The sequence below is a fragment of the Chryseobacterium sp. JV558 genome, assembly GCF_033712365.1.
Lineage (GTDB): Bacteria > Bacteroidota > Bacteroidia > Flavobacteriales > Weeksellaceae > Chryseobacterium.
Genome location: NZ_WJHU01000001.1, coordinates 1,090,495 through 1,111,423 on the forward strand (window position 1 = coordinate 1,090,495; position 20,929 = coordinate 1,111,423).

Annotated in this window: 21 protein-coding genes; 8 read left to right on the forward strand and 13 right to left on the reverse strand. The window is 35.7% G+C overall.

The annotated features are described in order from the left end of the window. The first annotated feature begins 62 nt into the window (after positions 1-62). Positions 63-581, forward strand: coding sequence for a hypothetical protein (locus GFU89_RS05085; protein WP_318846122.1), 519 nt, complete (start codon positions 63-65; stop codon positions 579-581). Between the two features lie 100 nt (positions 582-681). On the opposite strand, the gene GFU89_RS05090 is transcribed toward GFU89_RS05085, so the two are convergent. Continuing rightward, positions 682-1,185, reverse strand: coding sequence for a GNAT family N-acetyltransferase (locus tag GFU89_RS05090; RefSeq protein ID WP_318846123.1), 504 nt, complete (start codon positions 1,183-1,185; stop codon positions 682-684). A 406-nt stretch (positions 1,186-1,591) separates the two neighbouring features. Then, positions 1,592-2,155, reverse strand: coding sequence for a Crp/Fnr family transcriptional regulator (locus tag GFU89_RS05095; protein ID WP_318846124.1), 564 nt, complete (start codon positions 2,153-2,155; stop codon positions 1,592-1,594). Positions 2,156-2,231: 76 nt separating this feature from the next. Here GFU89_RS05095 and GFU89_RS05100 point away from each other — a divergent pair, with 76 nt between their 5' ends. After that, positions 2,232-2,921, forward strand: a complete 690-nt coding sequence (locus GFU89_RS05100) for an HAD family hydrolase (RefSeq protein WP_318846125.1) — start codon at positions 2,232-2,234, stop codon at positions 2,919-2,921. Positions 2,922-3,095: 174 nt separating this feature from the next. Here GFU89_RS05100 and GFU89_RS05105 read toward each other — a convergent pair whose 3' ends face one another. Then, the gene (locus GFU89_RS05105) at positions 3,096-5,498 is read right to left on the reverse strand and encodes an alpha/beta hydrolase family protein (protein WP_318846126.1); all 2,403 of its coding nucleotides are present in this window, start codon (positions 5,496-5,498) and stop codon (positions 3,096-3,098) included. 118 nt (positions 5,499-5,616) lie between these two features. On the opposite strand from GFU89_RS05105, the gene GFU89_RS23335 reads away from it, so the two are divergent. Then, the gene (locus GFU89_RS23335; RefSeq protein WP_413228574.1) at positions 5,617-5,766 is read left to right on the forward strand and encodes a bacteriocin-like protein; all 150 of its coding nucleotides are present in this window, start codon (positions 5,617-5,619) and stop codon (positions 5,764-5,766) included. Positions 5,767-5,824: 58 nt separating this feature from the next. Here the strand turns inward: GFU89_RS23335 and GFU89_RS05110 are convergent, their stop codons facing one another. Continuing rightward, on the reverse strand, positions 5,825-6,253 hold the full coding sequence (locus GFU89_RS05110; RefSeq protein WP_318846127.1) for a DoxX family protein: 429 nt from the start codon (positions 6,251-6,253) through the stop codon (positions 5,825-5,827). A 66-nt stretch (positions 6,254-6,319) separates the two neighbouring features. Further along, the gene (gene era, locus GFU89_RS05115) at positions 6,320-7,195 is read right to left on the reverse strand and encodes a GTPase Era (RefSeq protein ID WP_318846128.1); all 876 of its coding nucleotides are present in this window, start codon (positions 7,193-7,195) and stop codon (positions 6,320-6,322) included. A 247-nt stretch (positions 7,196-7,442) separates the two neighbouring features. On the opposite strand from era, the gene GFU89_RS05120 reads away from it, so the two are divergent. From GFU89_RS05120 to GFU89_RS05130, 3 genes are all read left to right on the forward strand, one after another. After that, positions 7,443-8,006, forward strand: a complete 564-nt coding sequence (locus tag GFU89_RS05120; RefSeq protein WP_318846129.1) for a Crp/Fnr family transcriptional regulator — start codon at positions 7,443-7,445, stop codon at positions 8,004-8,006. Positions 8,007-8,264: 258 nt separating this feature from the next. Then, entirely contained in the window at positions 8,265-8,597 is a 333-nt protein-coding gene (locus GFU89_RS05125; protein ID WP_318846130.1) for a multidrug efflux SMR transporter, read from the forward strand. Positions 8,598-8,744: 147 nt separating this feature from the next. Further along, positions 8,745-9,455: a T9SS type A sorting domain-containing protein gene (locus GFU89_RS05130; protein WP_318846131.1), complete on the forward strand. Its 711-nt coding sequence runs from the start codon at positions 8,745-8,747 to the stop codon at positions 9,453-9,455. Between the two features lie 46 nt (positions 9,456-9,501). Here the strand turns inward: GFU89_RS05130 and GFU89_RS05135 are convergent, their stop codons facing one another. The 5 genes from GFU89_RS05135 to gpmI all read right to left on the reverse strand — a co-directional run bounded on the left by GFU89_RS05135 (position 9,502) and on the right by gpmI (position 14,434). Further along, positions 9,502-10,269 (reverse strand): class I SAM-dependent methyltransferase, encoded by a 768-nt coding sequence (locus GFU89_RS05135; protein ID WP_318846132.1) that lies wholly within the window; start codon positions 10,267-10,269, stop codon positions 9,502-9,504. Beyond that, positions 10,269-11,078, reverse strand: coding sequence for a type I methionyl aminopeptidase (map, locus tag GFU89_RS05140; RefSeq protein ID WP_223598896.1), 810 nt, complete (start codon positions 11,076-11,078; stop codon positions 10,269-10,271). The genes GFU89_RS05135 and map overlap by 1 nt, the downstream gene beginning before the upstream one ends. Before the next feature lie 156 nt (positions 11,079-11,234). Next, positions 11,235-11,666, reverse strand: coding sequence for a BT0820 family HAD-type phosphatase (locus tag GFU89_RS05145; RefSeq protein WP_318846133.1), 432 nt, complete (start codon positions 11,664-11,666; stop codon positions 11,235-11,237). A gap of 98 nt (positions 11,667-11,764) precedes the next feature. Further along, complete coding sequence (locus tag GFU89_RS05150; protein WP_318846134.1) at positions 11,765-12,742, reverse strand: acyl-ACP desaturase; 978 nt, start codon at positions 12,740-12,742, stop codon at positions 11,765-11,767. A 150-nt stretch (positions 12,743-12,892) separates the two neighbouring features. Continuing rightward, positions 12,893-14,434 (reverse strand): 2,3-bisphosphoglycerate-independent phosphoglycerate mutase, encoded by a 1,542-nt coding sequence (gene gpmI / locus GFU89_RS05155; RefSeq protein WP_318846135.1) that lies wholly within the window; start codon positions 14,432-14,434, stop codon positions 12,893-12,895. A 205-nt stretch (positions 14,435-14,639) separates the two neighbouring features. Between gpmI and GFU89_RS05160 the strand changes: the two genes are divergently transcribed. Beyond that, complete coding sequence (locus GFU89_RS05160) at positions 14,640-14,963, forward strand: translation initiation factor (protein WP_236858998.1); 324 nt, start codon at positions 14,640-14,642, stop codon at positions 14,961-14,963. 2 nt (positions 14,964-14,965) lie between these two features. Here the strand turns inward: GFU89_RS05160 and GFU89_RS05165 are convergent, their stop codons facing one another. The 3 genes from GFU89_RS05165 to GFU89_RS05175 form a co-directional block, all read right to left on the reverse strand. After that, positions 14,966-15,865, reverse strand: coding sequence for a leucine-rich repeat domain-containing protein (locus GFU89_RS05165; RefSeq protein ID WP_318846136.1), 900 nt, complete (start codon positions 15,863-15,865; stop codon positions 14,966-14,968). Between the two features lie 58 nt (positions 15,866-15,923). Beyond that, positions 15,924-18,077: an alkaline phosphatase PhoX gene (locus tag GFU89_RS05170; RefSeq protein ID WP_318846137.1), complete on the reverse strand. Its 2,154-nt coding sequence runs from the start codon at positions 18,075-18,077 to the stop codon at positions 15,924-15,926. Positions 18,078-18,378: 301 nt separating this feature from the next. Beyond that, positions 18,379-20,208: a cytochrome-c peroxidase gene (locus GFU89_RS05175; RefSeq protein ID WP_318846138.1), complete on the reverse strand. Its 1,830-nt coding sequence runs from the start codon at positions 20,206-20,208 to the stop codon at positions 18,379-18,381. Positions 20,209-20,440: 232 nt separating this feature from the next. On the opposite strand from GFU89_RS05175, the gene GFU89_RS05180 reads away from it, so the two are divergent. Beyond that, positions 20,441-20,926: a hypothetical protein gene (locus GFU89_RS05180; protein WP_318846139.1), complete on the forward strand. Its 486-nt coding sequence runs from the start codon at positions 20,441-20,443 to the stop codon at positions 20,924-20,926. The last annotated feature ends 3 nt before the right edge of the window (positions 20,927-20,929 follow it).

Genomic DNA, 20,929 nt, shown 5'->3' on the forward strand with positions numbered 1-20,929 from the left:
AGCTCTGCGTTTTTTATTGAACTATTATTTTAATTTTGTAAGGATGAAATATAAATTAATTAATGGATTTAACTAATGAACAACTTTGGAGTTCAGCAATTAATTTTGATATGGCTGCATCCAGGCTTCGGATTATTATCAAAGGACTAAACGATGCCTTGACATATCTGAGATGTGAAGAACTAGGTATTGATTGGTGGGGAACTATGGATGAAAAATATGAACATGAATCAATATACAATCTGGCTATTTTGGCTTTTGAACATTATTTAAAAACAGTATTAACAGACTATAAACTAGTTAATGAAGAAGACAACCCACAACTTTACTATTCCGATCCCGATATTTCCTTAATTTTTGTTCTGGCAAAATATATAAAAAATGAGCTGGAATCTCCGCAAAAAGTTTTGAGTCATTATAATTTAAATATTCATGATTACCCTGTATACAATGGTATTATTGCATTAAATCTCCAAAAAGATCTTAACGAAATTATGAAACAAATGCAAAATTGGAGAATTAAAATTATTAATTTATATTATCAGGAATCAAAACAAAATAATCTGCTGGGTAAAAAATAAGATGGTTTAAAATTGGAAGCGATCTTGCTAATTTTTTAAGATTTTATAAACACAAATAGCACAAATTAAATTCACAGATAGACACAATTTTCTATCCAGCTTAATCTATTCTCTTTCCTAAAATCTTCAGACTTCTCTCAACGCCATCCAAAATTGCTACATTGGGAAGACTTCCCCAATCTTCAAATCCAAAATATCTAAACAGTTTCAAACTTGGTTCATTATGAAGGAAAATAAGTGCTACCAGGTTTTTTACTCCAAATTTTCCAGCGTTATCAATACAATACTGAAGAATTGTTTTACCATATCCTTTTCCTCTGCAGGTTTCATCCAGATAAATGCTTACTTCCACCGTTCCGTTGTATGCTGCTCTCTCATGGAATGAACTGAAGCTTACCCATCCGATCATTTGGTTTTGATCATCTTCAACCACCCAAAGTGGTCTTGTCTGAGGGTTATGTTCTTCAAACCACTGCAGTTTGCTTTCTACAGACACTTCTTCCATATCTGCAGTTACCATTCTTGAAGCAATTGTTGAATTATATATAGCTACGATTTTATTTAAATCGGCCAATTCAGCATTTCTGAACTTTAATTTTTCCATTGGTAAAAATATTCAACTTAATTCACTACAAAAATAATAAATTTAAAAAACACCCCATAAAAACTATTGCTTAATTATTAAATTTTAATATTTTAAACAAATACACCCCGTAAAAATCAAAAATAAATAACTTACTATTTTATTTAAATACGCAAAGGCGCAATAACATACTTTTAAGGCGCAAAGATTTTTTCTTCGATAAAATTGAATATTGCTTATTTCTAGTCACACCCAAACAAAAGATCTGCATAATTTACTTAATCTGCGAGAAAACTTATCATTATTTGCTGAAAATCCTCGATTTTCTTGCGCCTTAAAATTCTAAACATCAACATGAAAAGCCTTTGCGACTTTGCGATTTTCCAACAAAGAATAAGAATATTGCTTATATATTTTTCCGATAAAATTATTTCAGATCCTTTAAGATTCTATTGAGACTTCTCACCGTAATTCCCAGATAGGCAGCCATGTCTTCTTTTGAAATCTGAATTCCCTGTTTGGACTGCATATTCAATAATTGGGTTAAAGTATGTTCTACCGTATAAAGCTGTTGGTAAGAAGCCCTGCTGGAAGTATTGATAATTCGTTCTGCAAATGAATCCAGCAATAAATGATTCAGAGTCAGATCATTCTTGATCAAAGATTTAAAATAAGAAATGGTTGTTTCATAAACAGCTACCTCAGATACTGCTTTTACCCCGCATAAACAGCTGATGTTTTTAATCAATTCTACTTCTCCAAGGACTTCACCGTTTCCCAGAAATTCGACAATGTATTCCTTTCCATTTTCTTCGGTGAAATAGCATTTGGTGATCCCTTCTTTGATCAACATGACCTTTGACAATGGCTGATCCTGTACCAAAATGTTTTCATCTCTGGAAAAAGACTTTAACGTAACATCTTCTCTACCCTCCTGTTCATGATAAAGTTCTTCAAAATAACTTAAAAATGCCTGATTCGTTCGTAACATATGGATCCGGGACAAATGTCCTTTGCTTATTGAGTTTTTATACTGAATTTTGAGAACAGAAAATTACAAAACAAAAATGAATAATCATATTACTACGATTGCCTTTGATGCAGATGACACGCTTTGGATTAATGAACCCTATTTTCAGGAAGCTGAGAAAGAGTTTTGTATACTGCTTGAAGATTACCTTCCACAACATTCAGTATCGCAGGAATTGTTTAAAACAGAAATGCAGAATCTTCACCTGTACGGTTACGGAGTAAAAGGATTTATGCTTTGTATGATTGAAACCATTGGCAGGGTTTCCAATAACACTGCTCCGTTGGAACTGGTAAACAAAGCCATTCATTTGGGTCAGAATCTTCTTCAGAAACCAATTGAATTATTGGATGGGGTTACAGAAACTCTTGAAAGTTTAAAGGGAAAATACCGACTGGTTGTGGCTACAAAAGGAGATCTTCTGGATCAGGAGCGCAAACTGAAAAACTCAGGGCTGCAGGATTATTTCCATCATATCGAGATCATGAGTGATAAAAAAGAAAATGATTATAAAAAGCTTCTGAAACATCTGGACTGCAAACCGGAAAATTTCCTGATGCTTGGAAATTCTATAAAATCAGATGTTCTGCCGGTATTGGAAATCGGGGGAATGGCAGCTCATATTCCTTATCATGTCACATGGAGCCATGAGCAGCATGATGTTAATCTGGAGCATCCGAATTTTATGGAGCTTAGGAATGTTGATGAAATCTTGAAGCATCTCTAATATGTAAACCATTAAGGTTTATTAAGGGGGTAAGATTATTAAGATGAGCTTCGCTTTAAGCAAGTATCTCTGGTAATATATTCTAACAAGGTTTTGGGTTAATACCTTTTATCTTCTTTATATTTTTTAATCAAAAAAAAGAGACTGTTTATGATAAACAGTCTCTTTTGTAATTTATTTCTTCAAACACTTTTCAAGGAACTGATCCTGTTCCCATAAAAGGTGTAAGATATTTTCTTTAGCCTGATATCCATGGGCTTCTTTTGGAAGAAGAACCATTTTTACCGGAGCACCAAGATTTTTCAATGCCTGGAAGTATCTTTCAGTCTGTAATGTGAACGTTCCCGGATTGTTATCTGCATCACCATGAATCAGAAGAAGCGGTGTTTTCATTTTATCCGCATTCATGAACGGAGACATCTTGTTGTAGATCTCCGGAATATCCCAGTAATTTCTCTGCTCGCTCTGGAATCCGAAAGGTGTCAATGTTCTGTTATAAGCCCCACTTCTTGCAATACCACATGCAAAAAGATCAGAATGAGTCAAAAGGTTAGCCGTCATAAAAGCTCCGTAAGAATGTCCTCCTACCGCTACTTTCTTTCTGTCGATATATCCCAGATGATCTACCGCATCAATGGCAGCAGCAGCATTCGCCACCAACTGAGGGATAAAGGTATCGTTAGGCTCTGTTTTTCCTTCCCCAATAATCGGGAATGCAGCATCATCCAGAACTGCATATCCTTTAGTTGTCCAGTATACAAAAGATCCGTAATACGGGAATGTAAAGTCGTTCGGGTTTTGAGTGTTCTGCCCTGCTGTATTTTTATCTTTATATTCAGTAGGATAAGCCCAGATTAATAACGGAAGCTTCTCTTTTTTCGCTTTTCTGTCGTAATTGGCAGGAAGATAAAGAGTTCCTGTTAAAGTAACACCATCATTTCTCTTATACGTAATCACTTCTTTGTAAACATCTTTGATGCTTTCAAAAGGATTGGCAAAGTTCGTTACAGCTTCTGCTTTATTAGATTTAATATTCTTTTTGAAATAATTAGGATAAAGGCTCGGTGATTGTTGAGTTGTAAGAATTTCACCCTTTGAAGCATTAAGAATATCAATGATATCTTCTTTACCGTTTTTTATATTAGAAGTATAAAGTCTCTTCTTTTTCAGTGATTTAACGTCCATTTCATCAATAAAAGGATGCTGTCCGTCTTTGGTAAATCCATCTCCGATCAGATAGGTCTTTCCTCCTTTCATATCGATTACATATCTCCCATACTGGTTTTTCGTTGTGTTAAAGTTTCCCGGATCACTGTAAACATCCTGATAATTTCTGTCATCAAAAACTTTGGATTCTCCGTTGTTAAGATCTATCAGGTAAGATTTTGTATTTCTTGTGTCATACCAGCCTTCAGAAACAATCGCATAATGATCATTAGTCCAAACTACATCTTCATATCTCTGTTTTGTTTTGAAAAAAGATTTTGGAGCTGCTGCAAATGGAGCTTCCCAGGTAAATATCTCGTCTCTGTAGTCAGCTGTTTTAGACTGATCTCCTCCATCCAAAGCTTCAGCATAGGTAAGTGTAGCAGGAGCATCACTTCTCCATGACATGTCTCTTTTTCCCGTTCTTACAGATGAGAATCCTTTCGGCATTATTTCATTCAAAGGAACTTCGTTTACTGTTTTCACAGCATTTCCTTTCATATCATATATAACCGTTGTTGACGGAAATCTGTTTAATGGAACAATATAAGAAAACGGCTTTTTAATTGTTGTAGCCATCAGGTAATTTCCGTCTGGAGAAAAACTCAAGCCGGCATACATATCCTGATCTTTCACTTTCTTAAGATTTCCTGTAAGATCTACATTATAGATTTCAGAAGCTGTAAGCGTTTCAAAGTTTTTTTCATCCTGAGGATTTTTCAAAAGATCCTGATAAGTTCTGTTTTGAGAGACTTTACCATCTGCTGTTGAAACAATCGGGCCGGTTGGAAGATCTTTGGCTGCATCTATAAGTGCAGGTCTGTTTTGTGGAAGTATTCTGATCAGGAAGCTTTGAGAGTCATTATACCATACGTAAGGCATTCCCAAGTTGGCATTCAGATTATCAGCGGTAATTTTTTTGGCAGAGGCCGTTTCCATATCTACAACCCAAAGCTCTACCCCTTTATTTGTTGTATTGGTAAAAGCCAGTCTTTTCTCATCCGGAGAAAACGAAACATATGCAATTTTTGGATTGGAAGGCATATTTTTTACCTGAATCTCATTTTTATCATTGATCTTTCTGATCTTCAGATTATTTGAGTAGGTCATGCTGCTCGAAATATTAGTGACCGGATTGATTCTCAGTCCCCCCAGTTTCATTTCATTCTGGCTAAGATCTTCCAATGTTTTATATGTTGGACGATAAGTAAAAACTACCCAGTCTTTTTTGCTGTTCATCAAAACACTTGGAGGTCTTTGATAATCTGCAAGTTTTAAAATCTCAGCAGAAGGTTTCTGATAAGTAATATTTTCCTGTGCATCATAAAAATTGAGAAATGCCAATAGGCAAATAGTCAGTTTTATCTTCATATAAATTCATTTTCTACGAATGTAGTGAATTTTAACAAATTTCTAACATGAAAAAATAAGACTCTTTTTAGTGTCATATTTGTTTTTTTATTACTTTTATCTTACAAATTAAAATAATATGAAAAATTTAAGAAAATTATCAAAAAGCAATTTGAAAACGATTAAAGGAGGAAGTGCACCATTATGTGATTCAGGCTATATGGCTTGCAGAGTAAGAGACGAAAACGGAGCCCTTATTTGGGAATGCTTACCTCATTGCAACTATTAATAACAGAAAAGGCACTTCATTTCCTGAAGTGCCTTTCTTATTTATATTCTTGTTAAGATTACCAGTCTGAAGCTCTTTTTCTTCTTTCAATCATATGATCTACCGAAACTTTTCCAGCTCCGATTACCATGAGTAAAAGATAAACGGAAAGATAAACAAGTGCCATTTCTCTTTTCTCAAAAGGTTCTCCTCCAAGTACTGCAAAAGCAGCGATGATCATGGTAAAGATCAGAAAACCTAAAGAAACTCTTGTAAAAAGCCCCAGTATAAGTAGTATTGAACAAACAAATTCAGCAAAGACCGTAAGAATCAGAGATATCTGAGGCCCAAGTCCCATAAAATCGAAGAACTCGATTTTACCACCTGCCAATAGCATCTGAAGTTTTGGAAAGCCGTGAGACAGCATTGCAAAACCAACAAATACTCTCACTGCTAATAAAATAATATCTTTAGGTATTGAGCTCCAATTTGAATTATTATAGTTCATTTACTAAAAAATTTATACTAAGGTAATAAAAATCTTTTAATACAACGGGATTACAGCCGTTTTAGTTTATCTGTAACCGAAATTTTTAAGATCTCTGTCGTTCTTTCTCCAGTCTTTTTTCACTTTTACAAATAAATTTAAGTGAATCTTCTTGGTGAAAAACTTCTCAAGGTCTAATCTCGCTTCTGTACCTACTTTTTTGATGGCCTCTCCTTTGTGCCCAATAATAATTCCTTTCTGAGTATCTCTTTCTACATAAATAATAGAATCGATAAAGATAATTCCTTCTTTCTCCTTGAACTGCTCAGTCACTACTTCTACCGAGTATGGAATTTCCTTATCATAGTTCAGAAGGATTTTCTCACGAATTGCCTCGTTTACAAAGAATCTTTCGGGTTTATCCGTATACTGATCTTTGTCGTAGTAAGGAGGATTTTCAGGAAGTAAAGATTTTATTTTAGGTAAAATAATCTCTGTATTGAAGGCATTTAACGCAGAAATAGGCAGAATTTCAGCTTTTGGAATTCTATTGTGCCAGTCTTCTACTAATTTTTCAAGTCCCGCCTGGTCAGTCTGATCTACTTTGTTTAATAAAAGAAGTACAGGTACGGGAATTTTATTCAGTTTATCAATTAAAAATTCTGATGGTTCCGCTTTATCGGTAACATCTACAATAAACAGGAAAACATCAGCATCCTGTAAAGAGTCCTTTACAAAATCCATCATTTTCTCCTGCAATCCGTATTTTGGATCCAATACTCCCGGAGTATCAGAAAATACAATCTGAAGGTCATCTTCATTATAAATACCAAAAATTCTGTGGCGGGTTGTCTGAGCTTTCTGCGTAACAATCGCTAATTTCTCACCCATTAATTGGTTGAGCAAGGTCGATTTTCCCGCATTGGGCTTTCCAACTATATTTACAAATCCAGCTTTGTGCATAAAAATAATATTACGAACTGCAAAGTTACTAAAACAAAATTGGTCTTTACGGTTAATCTTAATTTTTAAAAGAAAAAAGAGAGTTATATCCCCAGATATAGTATGAGGAAGGGAAATATTTAATGATATGTATTCTGAATGGGAATAATTTTGATTATCTTCATTACAATATTTCTTATAAAAATTACTGATAATTTTGTATTGCATTAGTTAAAACTAATATTTTTGAATATTAGAATTCATCTTTATGAATATAGACCAGATTCTTGACCAGATTTACATTCTGCCTGAAACATCAAAAAACAGTTTAAAAGAGCACATTACAGAGGTTTCTCATCCTAAAGGTTTTTGCCTGATGGAAGCTGATAAAGTGATTCCTTATCTTTATTTTATCCGTAAAGGGATTGCGCGTGCCTATTCTTCAACTGCTGATAATGATATTACCTTCTGGTTTGGAAGTGAAGGGCAATGCATCCTTTCTATGAAAAGCTATGTGGAGGATAAACCCGGCTATGAAAGCATCGAATTGCTGGAAGACTGCGATCTGTACAGAATGGAAACAGAAAGTCTCAGAAAACTTTTCAATGAAAATATTCATATTGCCAACTGGGGAAGAAAACTGGCAGAAGCAGAGATGATAAAATCTGAAGAACTGATTATTTTCAGACAGTTCAAAACTTCGCTGGAGCGCTATAAAGATATTATGGCTTATCAACCTGATCTGCTTAAAAGGGTTCAGCTGGGGTATATTGCATCCTATCTTGGGATTACGCAAGTAAGTTTGAGCAGGATACGGGCAGAAATCAAGTAGATTGAAAAATTGAAGGATTGAAAGATTTAAAAATTCTGTAATTCTTAATTTATGTTTTGGCTAAAGCCAAAGGAACGATTGTTATATTGAAAGCGGACTAAAGTCCGCTCCTAGTGATATGACCATCCTTTACTTCCAGCTTCATTCTTCCCGCTCCCATCTACCTTTCTTAAATCTTTCCTCAACTTCATTTTTTAACAATTGTAAAATTTTTTCTCCTTTCAAATTCTGAACTTTGCGGTAGAAAAATTTAAAAAAATGAATTGGTTACTATTAGTTATCGCGGGATTATTTGAAGTTGCCTTCGCATCATGTCTGGGAAAGGCAAAAGAAACATCAGGAACTGAGATGTACCTGTGGTATACCGGTTTCCTGATCACCATGACCATCAGTATGGTTTTATTGATTAAAGCGACCCAAACCTTACCTATTGGTACTGCTTATGCGGTATGGACAGGAATTGGAGCGGTAGGAACGGCTTTAATGGGGATTATCTTCTTTAAAGATCCTGTAAGTTTCTGGAGAGTTTTCTTTATTGTAACGCTTATTGGTTCTGTAGTAGGCTTGAAAGCCGTGTCTTCATCACACTAAAAGGCATAAACTTCTATCTATATTTAAAAATGGAGCCGTCTTCGTCATGAAGGCGGTTTTTTCGTTCTTAATTTTGATCTTTAAGATCCTGATCAACTGATAAGTGGGAATGATTTCTTTTTATATCTTTACCGGAAACTTTTAACTATGAAGAAATTATTATTCTTTTTAGCGGGTAGTTTACTGACTGCCCAGCAAACTTCTGAACTGCTTTCCAACAACTGGTATATTTCCAAGATGGTAACAAGCGGCGGCCAGACAACCAATACTCCTTTAATAGACAATGGAGTTCCTGCTACGACTTTCAATTCAGCGGGAGGTACCAGCTACGTTATTAATTCCAAATATTACAATTCATCGATGATGAGTTTTGGGATCATGCCTGGAACAAATAACCTTATCAAAACAGCAAGCTCGTGTACTCTTCTGTATTATAATGGAGGAAATGCCGGACCTGTTCGTGCCTACGATCAGAAAAACTGTGATATTTACGGCTTGGCAGCGTATGCATCTATATACAGTTATCAGATCACAACCAACGGTAATTTAAAGACACTCGCGATCACAGATCCTTCAGGAAACAAAATATATTATAACAACAGTGCGCAATTAAGCACTAAAGAAATTGAAGCAGGTAAGAAAACGTTCAAAGCGTATCCTAATCCTGTAAAAGAGGCTTTACATCTTGAAAATATTGAGAGAAGGCTTGCGCTTAAGATTTACGACCTATCAGGGAAACTTGTATTTGAAACTACTACAAATGATGTTACACTATCAATTGACACAAGCGGTTTTCAAAAAGGACAGTATATTTTAGTTTTGGAAAATTATAAATCATATCCTTTTACAAAAGAGTAATAGAGAAATAAAAACCCGTCTTCAATTATTGAAAACGGGTTTTATTTTATTTTTTATAAACTATAGGTAAGATTTCATTGTGTCTTAACCCATATTTTATAATTTCTTCTTCTGCAAATTTCTGTGAATAGAAGTTCGGTTCTGTTTCAAACCCGGCTTTTCTTAACCTGTCAAAATAATCCATTCCGTACCATCGGACGTGATCGTATTGACCGAAGTGTTTCTGACGTTCTTTCGGATCTTTAATGGTAAAATCTTCATAGGTTTTCTCCAATGAATTTTTCATCGGAACCTGAAGAATTCCCCATCCGCCGGGCTTCATTACCCTGTACAGTTCACTTATTGCTTTGGCATCGTCTTCAATATGTTCCAGAACATGATTACAGAAAATAATATCAAAACTTTCGTCTTCAAAAGGTAAATCCAGAATATCTGCTTTCACATCTACAATGGGAGAATATAAGTCTGCCGAAATATAGTTCAGGTTACTCATTCTCTTGAATTTCCTTAAAAATTCCTGTTCGGGAGCAATATGCAGAACTTTATAATTTTTAATGAAAAAATCAGTTTCATTCTGAAGATACAGCCACATCTGGCGGTGTCTCTCCAGGCTTAAAGTTCCCGGAGAAAGAGCATTTTCTCTTTGCTTTCCATATCCATACGGAAGGAATTTTCTGTAAGATCTTCCATCAATAGGATCATAGAACTTATCTCCTTTGAAAAACTGATAAATAAGCGGTCTTGCCCAAATACTCATTTTAATAAGCATAGGACGCGGAATTTTATTCAGTAAAAGTTTCGTTACCTTTTTCATTAAAAATCCAGTTGGAACTGCTTTTCTTCATCACTTACAATCCCTAAAGCTTCATATACATAGTCAAATGTTGAAAGCAATACCGGTTTACCATTGATTACCGCTACATCATGTTCAAAGTGAGCAGATGGCATATTATCTAAAGTAGTTACCGTCCAGCCGTCATTATGGAACTTTACTTTTTCAGTACCCATATTAACCATCGGCTCAATAGCAATTGCCAAACCGTCTTTGATTATTTTTCCGCTCCCCTGTCTTCCGTAGTTAGGAACCTGTGGATCTTCGTGCATTTTTCTTCCTAACCCGTGTCCTACAAGTTCTCTTACTACTCCATATCCTTCTTTTTCACAATGTGCCTGAATTGCATGGGAGATATCTCCTATTCTTTTTCCTCTGACAACCTGCTCAATTCCTTTGTATAAAGATTCTTTGGTCACCTGCAGTAATTTTTTAACTTCAGGCTTCACTTCCCCGATTTCAAAAGTGTAGGCATGATCTCCTACGAAACCGTTAAGAATAACTCCACAGTCTACGGAAAGAACATCTCCTTCTTTTACTACATCCTTGTTTGGAAAACCATGAACTACCTGCTCATTCGGAGAGATACAAAGAGAATTCGGGAATCCTCCATATCCTAAAAATGCAGGTTCAGCACCATGATCTTTAATAAAATCATGAGCCAGTTTATCTAAATATAAGGTCGTAATCCCTGGTTTAATTTCTTTTGCCAACATTCCCAATGTTTTAGAAACAAGTCGGGCACTCTCCTTCATCAGACGCAATTCGTCTATCGTTTTTAATTGAATCATTGTTGTATAGATGTTAGATATTAGATGTTAAAAGCCAGATTACAGCATGTGCATATTTCACTTATAACAATCTATAAACTCTTTCTGATAAAAAACAGAAGCCTGGATTTTCTGATATTAAACTAATTTCCAATATCCGGCTTCCCATGTTATATCCTACCAGAAAAGTCCTTTTTTCTTTTCTTTTTTAAGTTTTGAATAGGCAAGAACTTCTTTTCCTTCTACACGGAATTCTATTCTTTCCTGAATAATATTGTAGATCTCACCCCATCCAGGGAATCCTCCTAAGTTTCTGTCGTCAATAAACCAGTCTGCATCCAGTTTTCTGGATTGAGTTTCAGGATCAAAAACTTCACCTTCAAAACTTGAATTTACTGCATAAAATTCTATTCCGTTTTTTTGACAGAATTCTACGGCTTCATCCAAGGTTTTTCCATGTCTGTAAGTCCAAAGAATAAGTCTGAATCCTTCAGCCTGAAGTCTTTTTAAAGTTTCGAATGCAAAAGTTTTTGGTTTTCCGATTGCCGGGTAAGCATCATCAACAATAGTTCCGTCAAAGTCAACAGCAATCTTTTTATTATTTAACATTTTGTCTTTTTTTAGCTTTGCAAAGATAAGAAATAAAAAGAGTGCCCAAAAGAAAGGCACTCAATACTTTTATATTTTAAATAATAATGTAAATTTCATTAGCTTTTTACCCAGCTAAACTGGAACTGAAGATCCGGAGTAGAAACTCTGTCTGTGATCTTCTGAAGCCTTGCAGGAAGCTTCATCAGGTATTCCTGAGCTTTTTCTGCTTTTTCTGTAAGTCCTTTTACATGCTCAATTTTCCATTCATCTAAAAGGTCTTTCATAATATTGATATAGTCATGACCCGTGTACACCATGCATCTTTGGGCAGCATCTGAGAAGTGTCCCCAAAGTTCTCCAGCCTTTTGTCCAGACTGTCTCATCAGGTGAGCTGGCATTACGATTTTCTTACGCATCATATCCTCGAAAGCAAGAATCATTTCTGAAGGGTCTACTTCCAGGATTTTTGCTACGAAATGTTTGTATGCTTTAGCGTGTCTTGCTTCATCTGCAGCAATTACCCCACACATTTTTGCCAGCTTCCCGTTTCCGGATTGTTTTGCCAGTGTACCTACTCTTCTGTGAGAGATATTGGTAGCTGTTTCCTGGAAACTTGTGTAAATGAAGTTTCTGTAAGGGTCCATACTTGTTCCCAGATCAAAACCATCATTAATCAGGTATTGAGTAGTAATTTCAACCTCTCTCATGTTTACTCTTCCACACAGATAAAGATATTTGTTTAATAAATCTCCGTGTCTGTTTTCTTCAGCTGTCCATGCTCTTACCCAATTGGCCCAACCCAGTTTTTCTTCCTGATTGATTCCGTCAACTCCCATTAACCAAGACTCATATGAAGGAAGAGCTTCTTCCGTGATACAGTCTCCGATAAGAGTTACAAAAAGATCATAAGGCATTTCACGGGCGAAAGTCTGAATTTCTTCCAGGTCGTGTTTAAAGTCATCGCTTGAAGGATCTGGCAAATAATCGGAAGGCTGCCATATTTTTTCAATTGGCGTTAAAAATTTATCAAGAAAAGAACCTACTTCCTTTTCCAATAATCCCATTACTTCTTTCCTAACAAGCTTTTGATACATTTTACTATTCAGTTTTAATTTACAAAGATATAATTTATTTATTATTTAACGCATAATAAAGTATGCAACTCATACCTTATCTGACATAAATCATAAAGGAGTGCTATCATACAAAGTATAACGACATTCTTTTGACAATATTATTGAATTTTAGCTAACTAAAACATCTCCTGTCATTATAGCCGGTATTTCAACTCCCATTACATTAAGAATTGTAGGTGCTACATCTCCCAGTTTTCCTGGTTTTAAATTCCATGTCTGATCTTTGTCCATTACAATGAAAGGAACAAGATTGGTTGAATGCTGTGTATTAGGAGTTCCATCCGGATTCATCATTACATCTGAATTTCCGTGATCCGCAAGAATAAAAACAGCATATCCGTTTTCATAAGCAGCCGTTGCTACTTTTTCTATGCACTGATCTACTACTTCAGCAGCTTTTACAGCCGCTTCAAAAACTCCTGTATGTCCTACCATATCTGTATTGGCAAAATTCAGACAAACAAAGTCAGCAGTTCCCTGTTCCAGTTCCGGTACTATTGCATTGGTAATATCATAGGCTGACATTTCCGGTTTTAAATCATAAGTAGGAACATCTTTCGGGCTTGGGCAAAGCAGTCTTCTTTCTCCTACAAATTCTTCTTCTCTTCCTCCTGAAAAGAAGAAAGTAACGTGTGGATACTTCTCTGTTTCTGCAATTCTGATCTGAGATCTTCCATTTTTTTCAAGAATTTCACCCATTGTTTCCGTCAATACGTTTTCGTCAAAAACAACCTGTACATTCTGGAATGTTTTATCATAATTCGTCAACGTAATATAATAAAGGTTCAGTTTCTTCATAGAATATTCCGGGAAATCCTTCTGAGAAAGAACTTCTGTAATTTCTCTTCCTCTATCTGTACGAAAGTTGAAGCAGATCACAACATCATTATCAATGATTTTCGCTACCGGCACCACATTTCCTGTTGCTGTAGTATTCATTAAAATGATTGGTTTCAGGAATTCGTCAGTTACGTTATTATCATAAGACGTTTTAATGGCAGCCAAAGCATCAGTTACTGGCTCACCTACTCCTTCTACAAGGGCATCATAAGCTAACTTTACACGCTCCCATCTTTTATCTCTGTCCATCGCATAGTATCTTCCGACCACTGTTGCCAGCTTTCCGGTAGTAGCATCCATATGCTTCTGAAGTTCGTCAATAAATCCGAATCCTGAATGTGGATCACAGTCTCTACCATCAGTAAATGCATGAACAAATACGTTCTCATTTAAACCGAATTCTTTTGCAGCAGTCAATAATCCCTTTAAGTGATTGATATGTGAGTGTACACCTCCATTGGAAACCAAACCAATAAAGTGTATTTTTTTATTTCCTTTTTTTGCGTATTCGAAAGCATCCTGAATCACTTTTTCCTGACCCAGCGTTCCGTTTTCAACCGCCATATTCAGTTTCACCAGGTTCTGGTAAACCACTCTCCCCGCTCCAAGGTTCATGTGCCCAACTTCAGAATTTCCCATCTGTCCTGCAGGAAGACCTACAGCCAGTCCACTCGCTTCAAGCGTAGTATGCGGAAATTTTTTGTAACAGCTGTCTATGAATGGTGTATTTGCTTTATCTATTGCAGAAACGTCAGGGTTTGTTCCCAATCCCCATCCGTCAAGAATTGCCAGTATTGCTTTTTTTGACATTTTGTAAAACTTTTGTTAGACAAATTTACCTAATTTCCTATGAATAGAAGAATTTGAAGTCTTGAATTTTATTGATTACTGATGGTCAGCGTGATATTGCAGCTAATCAAACTCTGTAAAGGTTTAAAACCTTGACAGGTTGAAAAATTGAAATTTCGTTGATTATTTCAGTTCATTAATCAGTAAATCTTTTTAATTTTGCTTTATGGATTTACGAGATCAATTGAAGAATCTTTTTCCTGATCATGATGAGCAGGATTTTGAGATGCCTGAAGAGCAATTCAAGCAAAAAGAGCCTTTGGTATGCAAGTTTGAGAAAAAAGGGAGAAATGGTAAGCCTGTTACCGTTGTTGAAGGCTGGGAAGGCAGCGAGGAAGACCTGAAAAAAATCTCAAAGAAAATAAAAACCACCTTAGGTATAGGCGGTTCTGAAAAGGATGGAACGATTATCATTCAGGGGGACAACCGTGATAAAATAATGAATATCCTTAAAGAAATGGGATATAAAACCAAACGTGTTGGCGGGTAGATCTAGAAGTAGATCTGCGTATCCGGCAGTAAGGTTTTTAAATTTTCAATGGTAGATTTTTCTATAGGATTTCCTGTAAGAATCAAAGTTTTTAGATTTTTCAGCTGCTTGATTTCTACAGGAATATCTTTCAGATTATTGTTGGCCAGATTCATGCTGACTACATTTTTCAACCCTTTTACTTTGGGTGATATCTCCGAGATATTGTTTCCACTTACATTCAGAAATTCAAGATACTGAGCTTTGAAAAGATTTTCAGGAAGCTTAACAATTGCATTCTGCTGCAGTTCAAGATATTTTAAATTTTTAGGAAAAGACAAATTCCCAAGATCATTGATCTGATTATCCGAAAGGTTCAAAAATTTCAGATTCCTGATCTTATCCAGTTTGTCAGCAATAAAACTGATCTGGTTTCCCTGAAGATTAATTTCTTCCAACGCTGCAATTTCCATAAGTGCTTCGGGGAAGGTATTCAGGTTATTGGCATCAAAATGCACTACTTTTAATTTCTGAAGCTTTGCGATATTGGGATTAATGCTTGTCAGGCTATTCAGATTCATTGAAAAAGTGGTCAGTTTCTTCAGTTTGCTTACCTCATCCGGAATATATTTGATGCTGTTTTCATTCACATTTAAAATTTCCAGTTCTTTCAATTCAAAGAGTTCCTGATCCATTTTTTCAAGCTTATTGGCCATGATATTCAAAAAGAATAATGAATCCAGTTTCACGATCTGGGGAGGAAGATTGAACAATCCCTTTTCTCTGAAACTCATACTGTAAACTGCTTTTTTACTATGTAAAGCGTCTTCAATATTGGTAAAAGTGGGATATTTCACAGGATCAATCTGAGCTTTGATCTGCGAAAGTGATAGTATAGAAATAAGTAAGAAAAGCTTTTTCATAAACATAAAAAGGTCTGCCAGCAACAGAAGTCACTGACAGACAAGAATTATAAATAATTTATTTCTTTAAAAGTTTAACTGTTTTCTGGAATCCTCCTTCAGCTTCAATATTTAAAACTAAAACACGAGATCCTTCCAACTGTTGTGTGAAGTCAAGGTCCAATACTTTATTTGTTCCGTTGAACTTCTTCGTAAATACGATTTTTCCGTCCATGCTGTAAGCTGTTACTGAAATATCTTTCAATCCTTTTACTGAATTGATTTTTACGATTCCTGAAGTCGGGTTTGGTGCTACCGTTACTGTATTTTCTGCAGTTTTGCTGTCGATAGTACCTAAAGTTCCTTCAGTTCCTAAGTTATTTTTAAGTGCAATTACGATGGTTGCTGATTTTCCTTTATAATTGATTGTATTTCCTGTAGCATCCACATCTGTAGAGATTGTTGAATCCGGGTGCTGAATAGAGAAGAAACCAAATTTATGATCAGGCGTAAATGTCAATCCTGTAGGTTCTGAACCTGCCGGCATAGAAGCAAATAATTTCACTTTAGGGTTAGCCTGTGTATGATCCGGAGCAATTACCCAGATATAGTTTTTACCTCCATCCTGAAGTACCCAAAGGTTTCCAAGCTCATCAAAAGTAAGGTTATCATTTCCGTCTCCCCAAGCTTCAGATTTCATTCCCTGAGCTGTATTGAAAGAATATACAGAAGAACTACCTCCTACGAATGTTTCTACCTGAGAAGCTGTAGTTCCGTTATCCTGTAAACGATATACTCTGTCTAATCCTTTTGCTGTAAAATAGATTCTCCCGTCTAATGGGCTGATGTCAACATCTTCTACTCCATTAAACTTTGTTCCACCCAATGACTGTGCAAGTGTAGCTGTATTGTTTTGGTCTGCTTTGTTTTTATTAGGAACCTGGATCCATGTTGCTGTAGTTCCTACCGGATCTCCTGCAGTTGATAATCCCTGGTCTAATTTTAAAACATACAGGTTTCCTGAAGAAAGGTTATTTGGAGTATCCATTACATATTTATACACCATATGTGTTCCTCCGTCTTCCCCATAATAAGCAGTAGTTCCTGCGTTATTCACCACTACGTTTTCGTGGTTCATGATTCCCATCTGCCAAAGTTTTCCTTTAGATCCGTCAGTATTTTTAGAAATTACCTGAGCTGTTGCAGGATCAATCTCTACCAACCAACCATAATCTTTATATCCATCATTGTTCACGTCATTGGAAGTAACAGATTCTTCTGCGGTTACTACGGTTCCCCAAGGGGTAATTCCTCCTGAACAGTTTCTGATGGTTTGCACCAAACTTGGATCTGAGAAACTTACCGCTCTTGATTTTGTCAGCTGCCAAAGCTTTGAAGTCGCATTATAATTGATTTCTGCCATGGTAACTCCTCCAGGATTCGTTTCATGATTTACAGAAAGATATCCGTTGGTACTGCTTCCTGTTTTTGGAACATACGCTGTAAAGTCATTCTGACCTCCTACTAATCCTCCTCCTTCAGTATAGCTGTCTCCTTCTTTTAAAATAAGTTGATATTTATGTTCAGCAGGGATAATTAACTTATCAGTCTGTGCTGTAGGTACAATGGAAGTAAAGCAGCTGATGTGCGTTCCGTTACAAGCTACAGGAATGGTTGTATTGGCTGTTGTTTTCAGATAAGCATCAATTCTTAAATCTGAACTGGTTGTGCTTCTATTGTGCAATTCTATAGAAAGTCTGTTGACACCGTTTGAAAATTTTGATTTTGGAATAGAGAAAATGTTGTAAACGCTTTCTGCTGCCCCATCAATAGTTGTAGACGAAAAAGTATTGAAAGTAACTGCACCTGCCGGCATGTTGTCTCTTACTACTTCTTCACCGTTAAGGTATACTATAATACCATCATCTCTCATTACTCCCAATTCCATATTATCAGAAAGTGTTGAAAGATCTACCGTAAAATCTTTAGCAAAATAAGCTGTAGTAAGCCCTGAATTGATGGTTGTAGTTACAGGATCTCCATATCCTAACGGACCGTTTCCTGCTGACCATGCTGAAATATCATAGGTCTTGGCATTCCACCCTGCAGGCTGAGCCTGGTTGTTATCTTTGTAATTCCAAGATGCATTCTTATTGAATATCATAGTTTGCGCCTGGATACCTGAACTGGCCAGTATAGCCAACGCTCCCATTGTTAGTAGTTTTTTCTTCATTTTTATTTGATTTATTAGACAATGCAAAACTATTTTTTTAGCGCTTTTTCTCTGTTAATAGGATTTTAAATATAAATCAGCAAATATTAACTTATCAAAAACCTAATGTTAATGGGATTAATTTTTTGTTAAATGATACGGGATTCGAGATTAGGGGTTTTGAAGTGCGAGGTTCGGATTATGATGTATTCTAATTGAAAACACACAAAAAAGAAACATCAGCTACTCAGTTCATTTTCATCCTGAATTTCTTTATTTGCACCCACATCCCGAAACCCGAATCTCGAATCACGCACCTCGCCTACTTCGCTTTACTCACATCCGTAAGAGCATTCAGAAAGGCTATAATCTGTTTTATTTCTGTTTCTGTGAGGTTTAATTTGTCTGGTGCAAGGGTTTGATTTTTCATTTTTAATCCTAATCCTTCTCCACCTCCTTCATTATAAAAATCAAGAACTTCTTCTAATGTATTGAAAGCTCCGTTATGGAAATAAGGTTTGGTAAGAGCAATATTTCTGACAGTGACTGTTTTGAATGAATAATCATAAATCCATGATTTTTCTTTTTTCACGGGACTGTTTCCTCTTCCTAAGTCCTGATCAAGCTCCACGGGGAGCTGTTTGATGGGTCTGGTAGTAATTCCTAATACTTCAGATTCGTTTTCATTGAAAAACGGCGGCACTAATCCTGAAAAGTGAGGCGCAAAATGGCAGGTTGCACAATTGGCTTTCCCCATAAACAGGTTGAATCCTTTTTTTACATCTTCAGAAACATTCTTCTCATTTCTCATAAAACGGTCAAAATCACTGTCAAATGAGTATAATGAAGCTACATAAGAGCTTAATGCTTTCGAAAAGTTCTCTTTACTGATCTTTCCATCTTTGAAAGCCGCACGGAAAGCCTTTTTATATTCAGGTTTTGTTTTTAGTTTCTGAATGATATTTTCATAGCTTGTATTGAATTCCTGCTCATTATAGATGACATGTTCTGCCTGCTGCTCCAGATAAAAAGCACGAAGGTCATAGAAAAACCTCTTGGCAAAAACAGCATTATATAAAGACGGAGAATTTCTCAGTACTGTTTTTCCTTCCACATTGCTTTGTGATTTCGCTTTAAGGTCTGTAAAGGCATTTTCCTGAAGGTGGCATGTTGCACAGCTCATTTTTTCGTTGCCGCTTAAATTCTGATCATAGAAAATTGATTTTCCAAGATTGCGTAGTTCAGGGTTATCTTCTGAAGATTTCAATAAGGTATAAAAATACGGATCTAAAAAGTCACTGCTGAAAAAGTTCTTATTTCCTACATTCCAGCCTGAGAATTCTTTAAGATCATCTGGTCTTCCATCCCATTTCCCAAGCTCTTCATATAAAGGCTGTATGTATTTTTTATAGAACTCAATCCTGTCAAAAGTTTCAAAATCTGTATTTTTCGAAAGGTAGCTGATTCCTTCTGTTAAAATCTGATTGGCTTTCTGGGTATTATAATTTTTAAAATAAGGATCATCATTAATGTATTTCTGCATCCCTGAAAAAGCATGATTTGTTTCCTCAGAAATATTCAGAGAACCGGGAGTATCAAAACCTGTTACTCCGAGAGAATAGATTCTGATCAGCTCAATACGTAAGGGTAATGTCTTGTTATTGCCCTTGCTCAATCCATTTTTTAAAGCACTTAGATAAAATCCGGAATAACTGTTGTATAAAAAGGTTGTAATTGTTTTGATCTTTTCTTTTTCATTTCCTGCTTCATCTGAAAATATCAATTCATCCAGTACCTGCAATCCTTCAGGAGGAAGTGTATATGCAGACGTTCCTGCAGCTTCAATATGAAACAAAGGAGCTGCATTCAGATGGGTTTTGGTAAATTCTGGATAATGATAAGCCACATAAAATTCTATTTCTTTGAATGAATTTCTTGTACTACTCAGTGATTTCTGCAGTTCTTCCAGAGAAATACGGTCTTCAGAGAACTTATCAACATCTGATTTCAGCTGTTCAAGCTTGGTTTTGAAGTTGGACAACCCTTTATTGACAAACGTATGTTCGCTTTCTTTTCCTTTATAAACAGGATTAAAAGACATTACTGCAAATCCTATCAAAAGGACGATTACAAGCAGTGGATAAGATCTCATGAATTTTTAGCGACAAAAGTATTCATCTGATGTTATCTCAGTTTTAATAGCAGATTAAATAATGTTTATATTTCTGATATCATATTTTTCACTAATTTTAAACCCCGAAATCAAATTCATTATTCTAAAGGAAACGGTTTTTCGAAATACCGGTAAAAATAATGGCGGGAGATTATTGGGCGAGGATTTTTTTTAATTGAATTCAACACATCAAAAAAACTAAAATAGTATTATGAAAACAAAACTATGGTTTGCTGTTGCAGCAAGTTTCCTTTCTCTGACGGCATTTTCACAGAAAAAAAAGCAACCGGAAAAGCAATCCGGAAAGCCTCAGGAAATGGCTGTCTACGCAGAGAAAAGAGGTTCTGATTATTATCTGGTCCGCCTGGAAAAGGACAAAAACATTCCCAATGTGTATGTTTATTCCAATGGGGTCACCAAACCCTATAAAAATTATACGGATCTGAAAGATGTTGTTATGGACTTCCCCGGAATGATGACTTCCAACAATTCAACAAAAGAAGAACTTGTTTCAATTCTTAAAAAAGATGATCATTTCTACGAAATCACTTCACAGCGAAAAGATCCCAAAAATATTGAAAAAACGGTCGTTACGGTATACGAAGTGATGAACGGCCAGAAAAGAATTGTAGAAGAATATAATGACATCTACGAGGTAATGGCATCTCCTTATAAAGATGCGATTATGATTAATTAAAAA

Bases quoted from the DNA above. Each gene is read 5' to 3' on its own strand.
- GFU89_RS05165 (WP_318846136.1), bottom strand. From the start codon at position 15,865: ATGAAAAAGCTTTTCTTACTTATTTCTATACTATCACTTTCGCAGATC.
- GFU89_RS05085 (WP_318846122.1), top strand. From the start codon at position 63: ATGGATTTAACTAATGAACAACTTTGGAGTTCAGCAATTAATTTTGAT.
- GFU89_RS05125 (WP_318846130.1), top strand. From the start codon at position 8,265: ATGAATTGGTTACTATTAGTTATCGCGGGATTATTTGAAGTTGCCTTC.
- GFU89_RS05130 (WP_318846131.1), top strand. From the start codon at position 8,745: ATGAAGAAATTATTATTCTTTTTAGCGGGTAGTTTACTGACTGCCCAG.
- GFU89_RS05110 (WP_318846127.1), bottom strand. From the start codon at position 6,253: ATGAACTATAATAATTCAAATTGGAGCTCAATACCTAAAGATATTATT.
- GFU89_RS05090 (WP_318846123.1), bottom strand. From the start codon at position 1,185: ATGGAAAAATTAAAGTTCAGAAATGCTGAATTGGCCGATTTAAATAAA.
- GFU89_RS05180 (WP_318846139.1), top strand. From the start codon at position 20,441: ATGAAAACAAAACTATGGTTTGCTGTTGCAGCAAGTTTCCTTTCTCTG.
- gpmI (WP_318846135.1), bottom strand. From the start codon at position 14,434: ATGTCAAAAAAAGCAATACTGGCAATTCTTGACGGATGGGGATTGGGA.
- GFU89_RS05145 (WP_318846133.1), bottom strand. From the start codon at position 11,666: ATGTTAAATAATAAAAAGATTGCTGTTGACTTTGACGGAACTATTGTT.
- GFU89_RS05150 (WP_318846134.1), bottom strand. From the start codon at position 12,742: ATGTATCAAAAGCTTGTTAGGAAAGAAGTAATGGGATTATTGGAAAAG.
- GFU89_RS05095 (WP_318846124.1), bottom strand. From the start codon at position 2,155: ATGTTACGAACGAATCAGGCATTTTTAAGTTATTTTGAAGAACTTTAT.
- GFU89_RS05105 (WP_318846126.1), bottom strand. From the start codon at position 5,498: ATGAAGATAAAACTGACTATTTGCCTATTGGCATTTCTCAATTTTTAT.
- era (WP_318846128.1), bottom strand. From the start codon at position 7,195: ATGCACAAAGCTGGATTTGTAAATATAGTTGGAAAGCCCAATGCGGGA.
- GFU89_RS23335 (WP_413228574.1), top strand. From the start codon at position 5,617: ATGAAAAATTTAAGAAAATTATCAAAAAGCAATTTGAAAACGATTAAA.
- GFU89_RS05160 (WP_236858998.1), top strand. From the start codon at position 14,640: ATGGATTTACGAGATCAATTGAAGAATCTTTTTCCTGATCATGATGAG.
- GFU89_RS05120 (WP_318846129.1), top strand. From the start codon at position 7,443: ATGAATATAGACCAGATTCTTGACCAGATTTACATTCTGCCTGAAACA.
- GFU89_RS05135 (WP_318846132.1), bottom strand. From the start codon at position 10,269: ATGAAAAAGGTAACGAAACTTTTACTGAATAAAATTCCGCGTCCTATG.
- map (WP_223598896.1), bottom strand. From the start codon at position 11,078: ATGATTCAATTAAAAACGATAGACGAATTGCGTCTGATGAAGGAGAGT.
- GFU89_RS05100 (WP_318846125.1), top strand. From the start codon at position 2,232: ATGAATAATCATATTACTACGATTGCCTTTGATGCAGATGACACGCTT.
- GFU89_RS05170 (WP_318846137.1), bottom strand. From the start codon at position 18,077: ATGAAGAAAAAACTACTAACAATGGGAGCGTTGGCTATACTGGCCAGT.
- GFU89_RS05175 (WP_318846138.1), bottom strand. From the start codon at position 20,208: ATGAGATCTTATCCACTGCTTGTAATCGTCCTTTTGATAGGATTTGCA.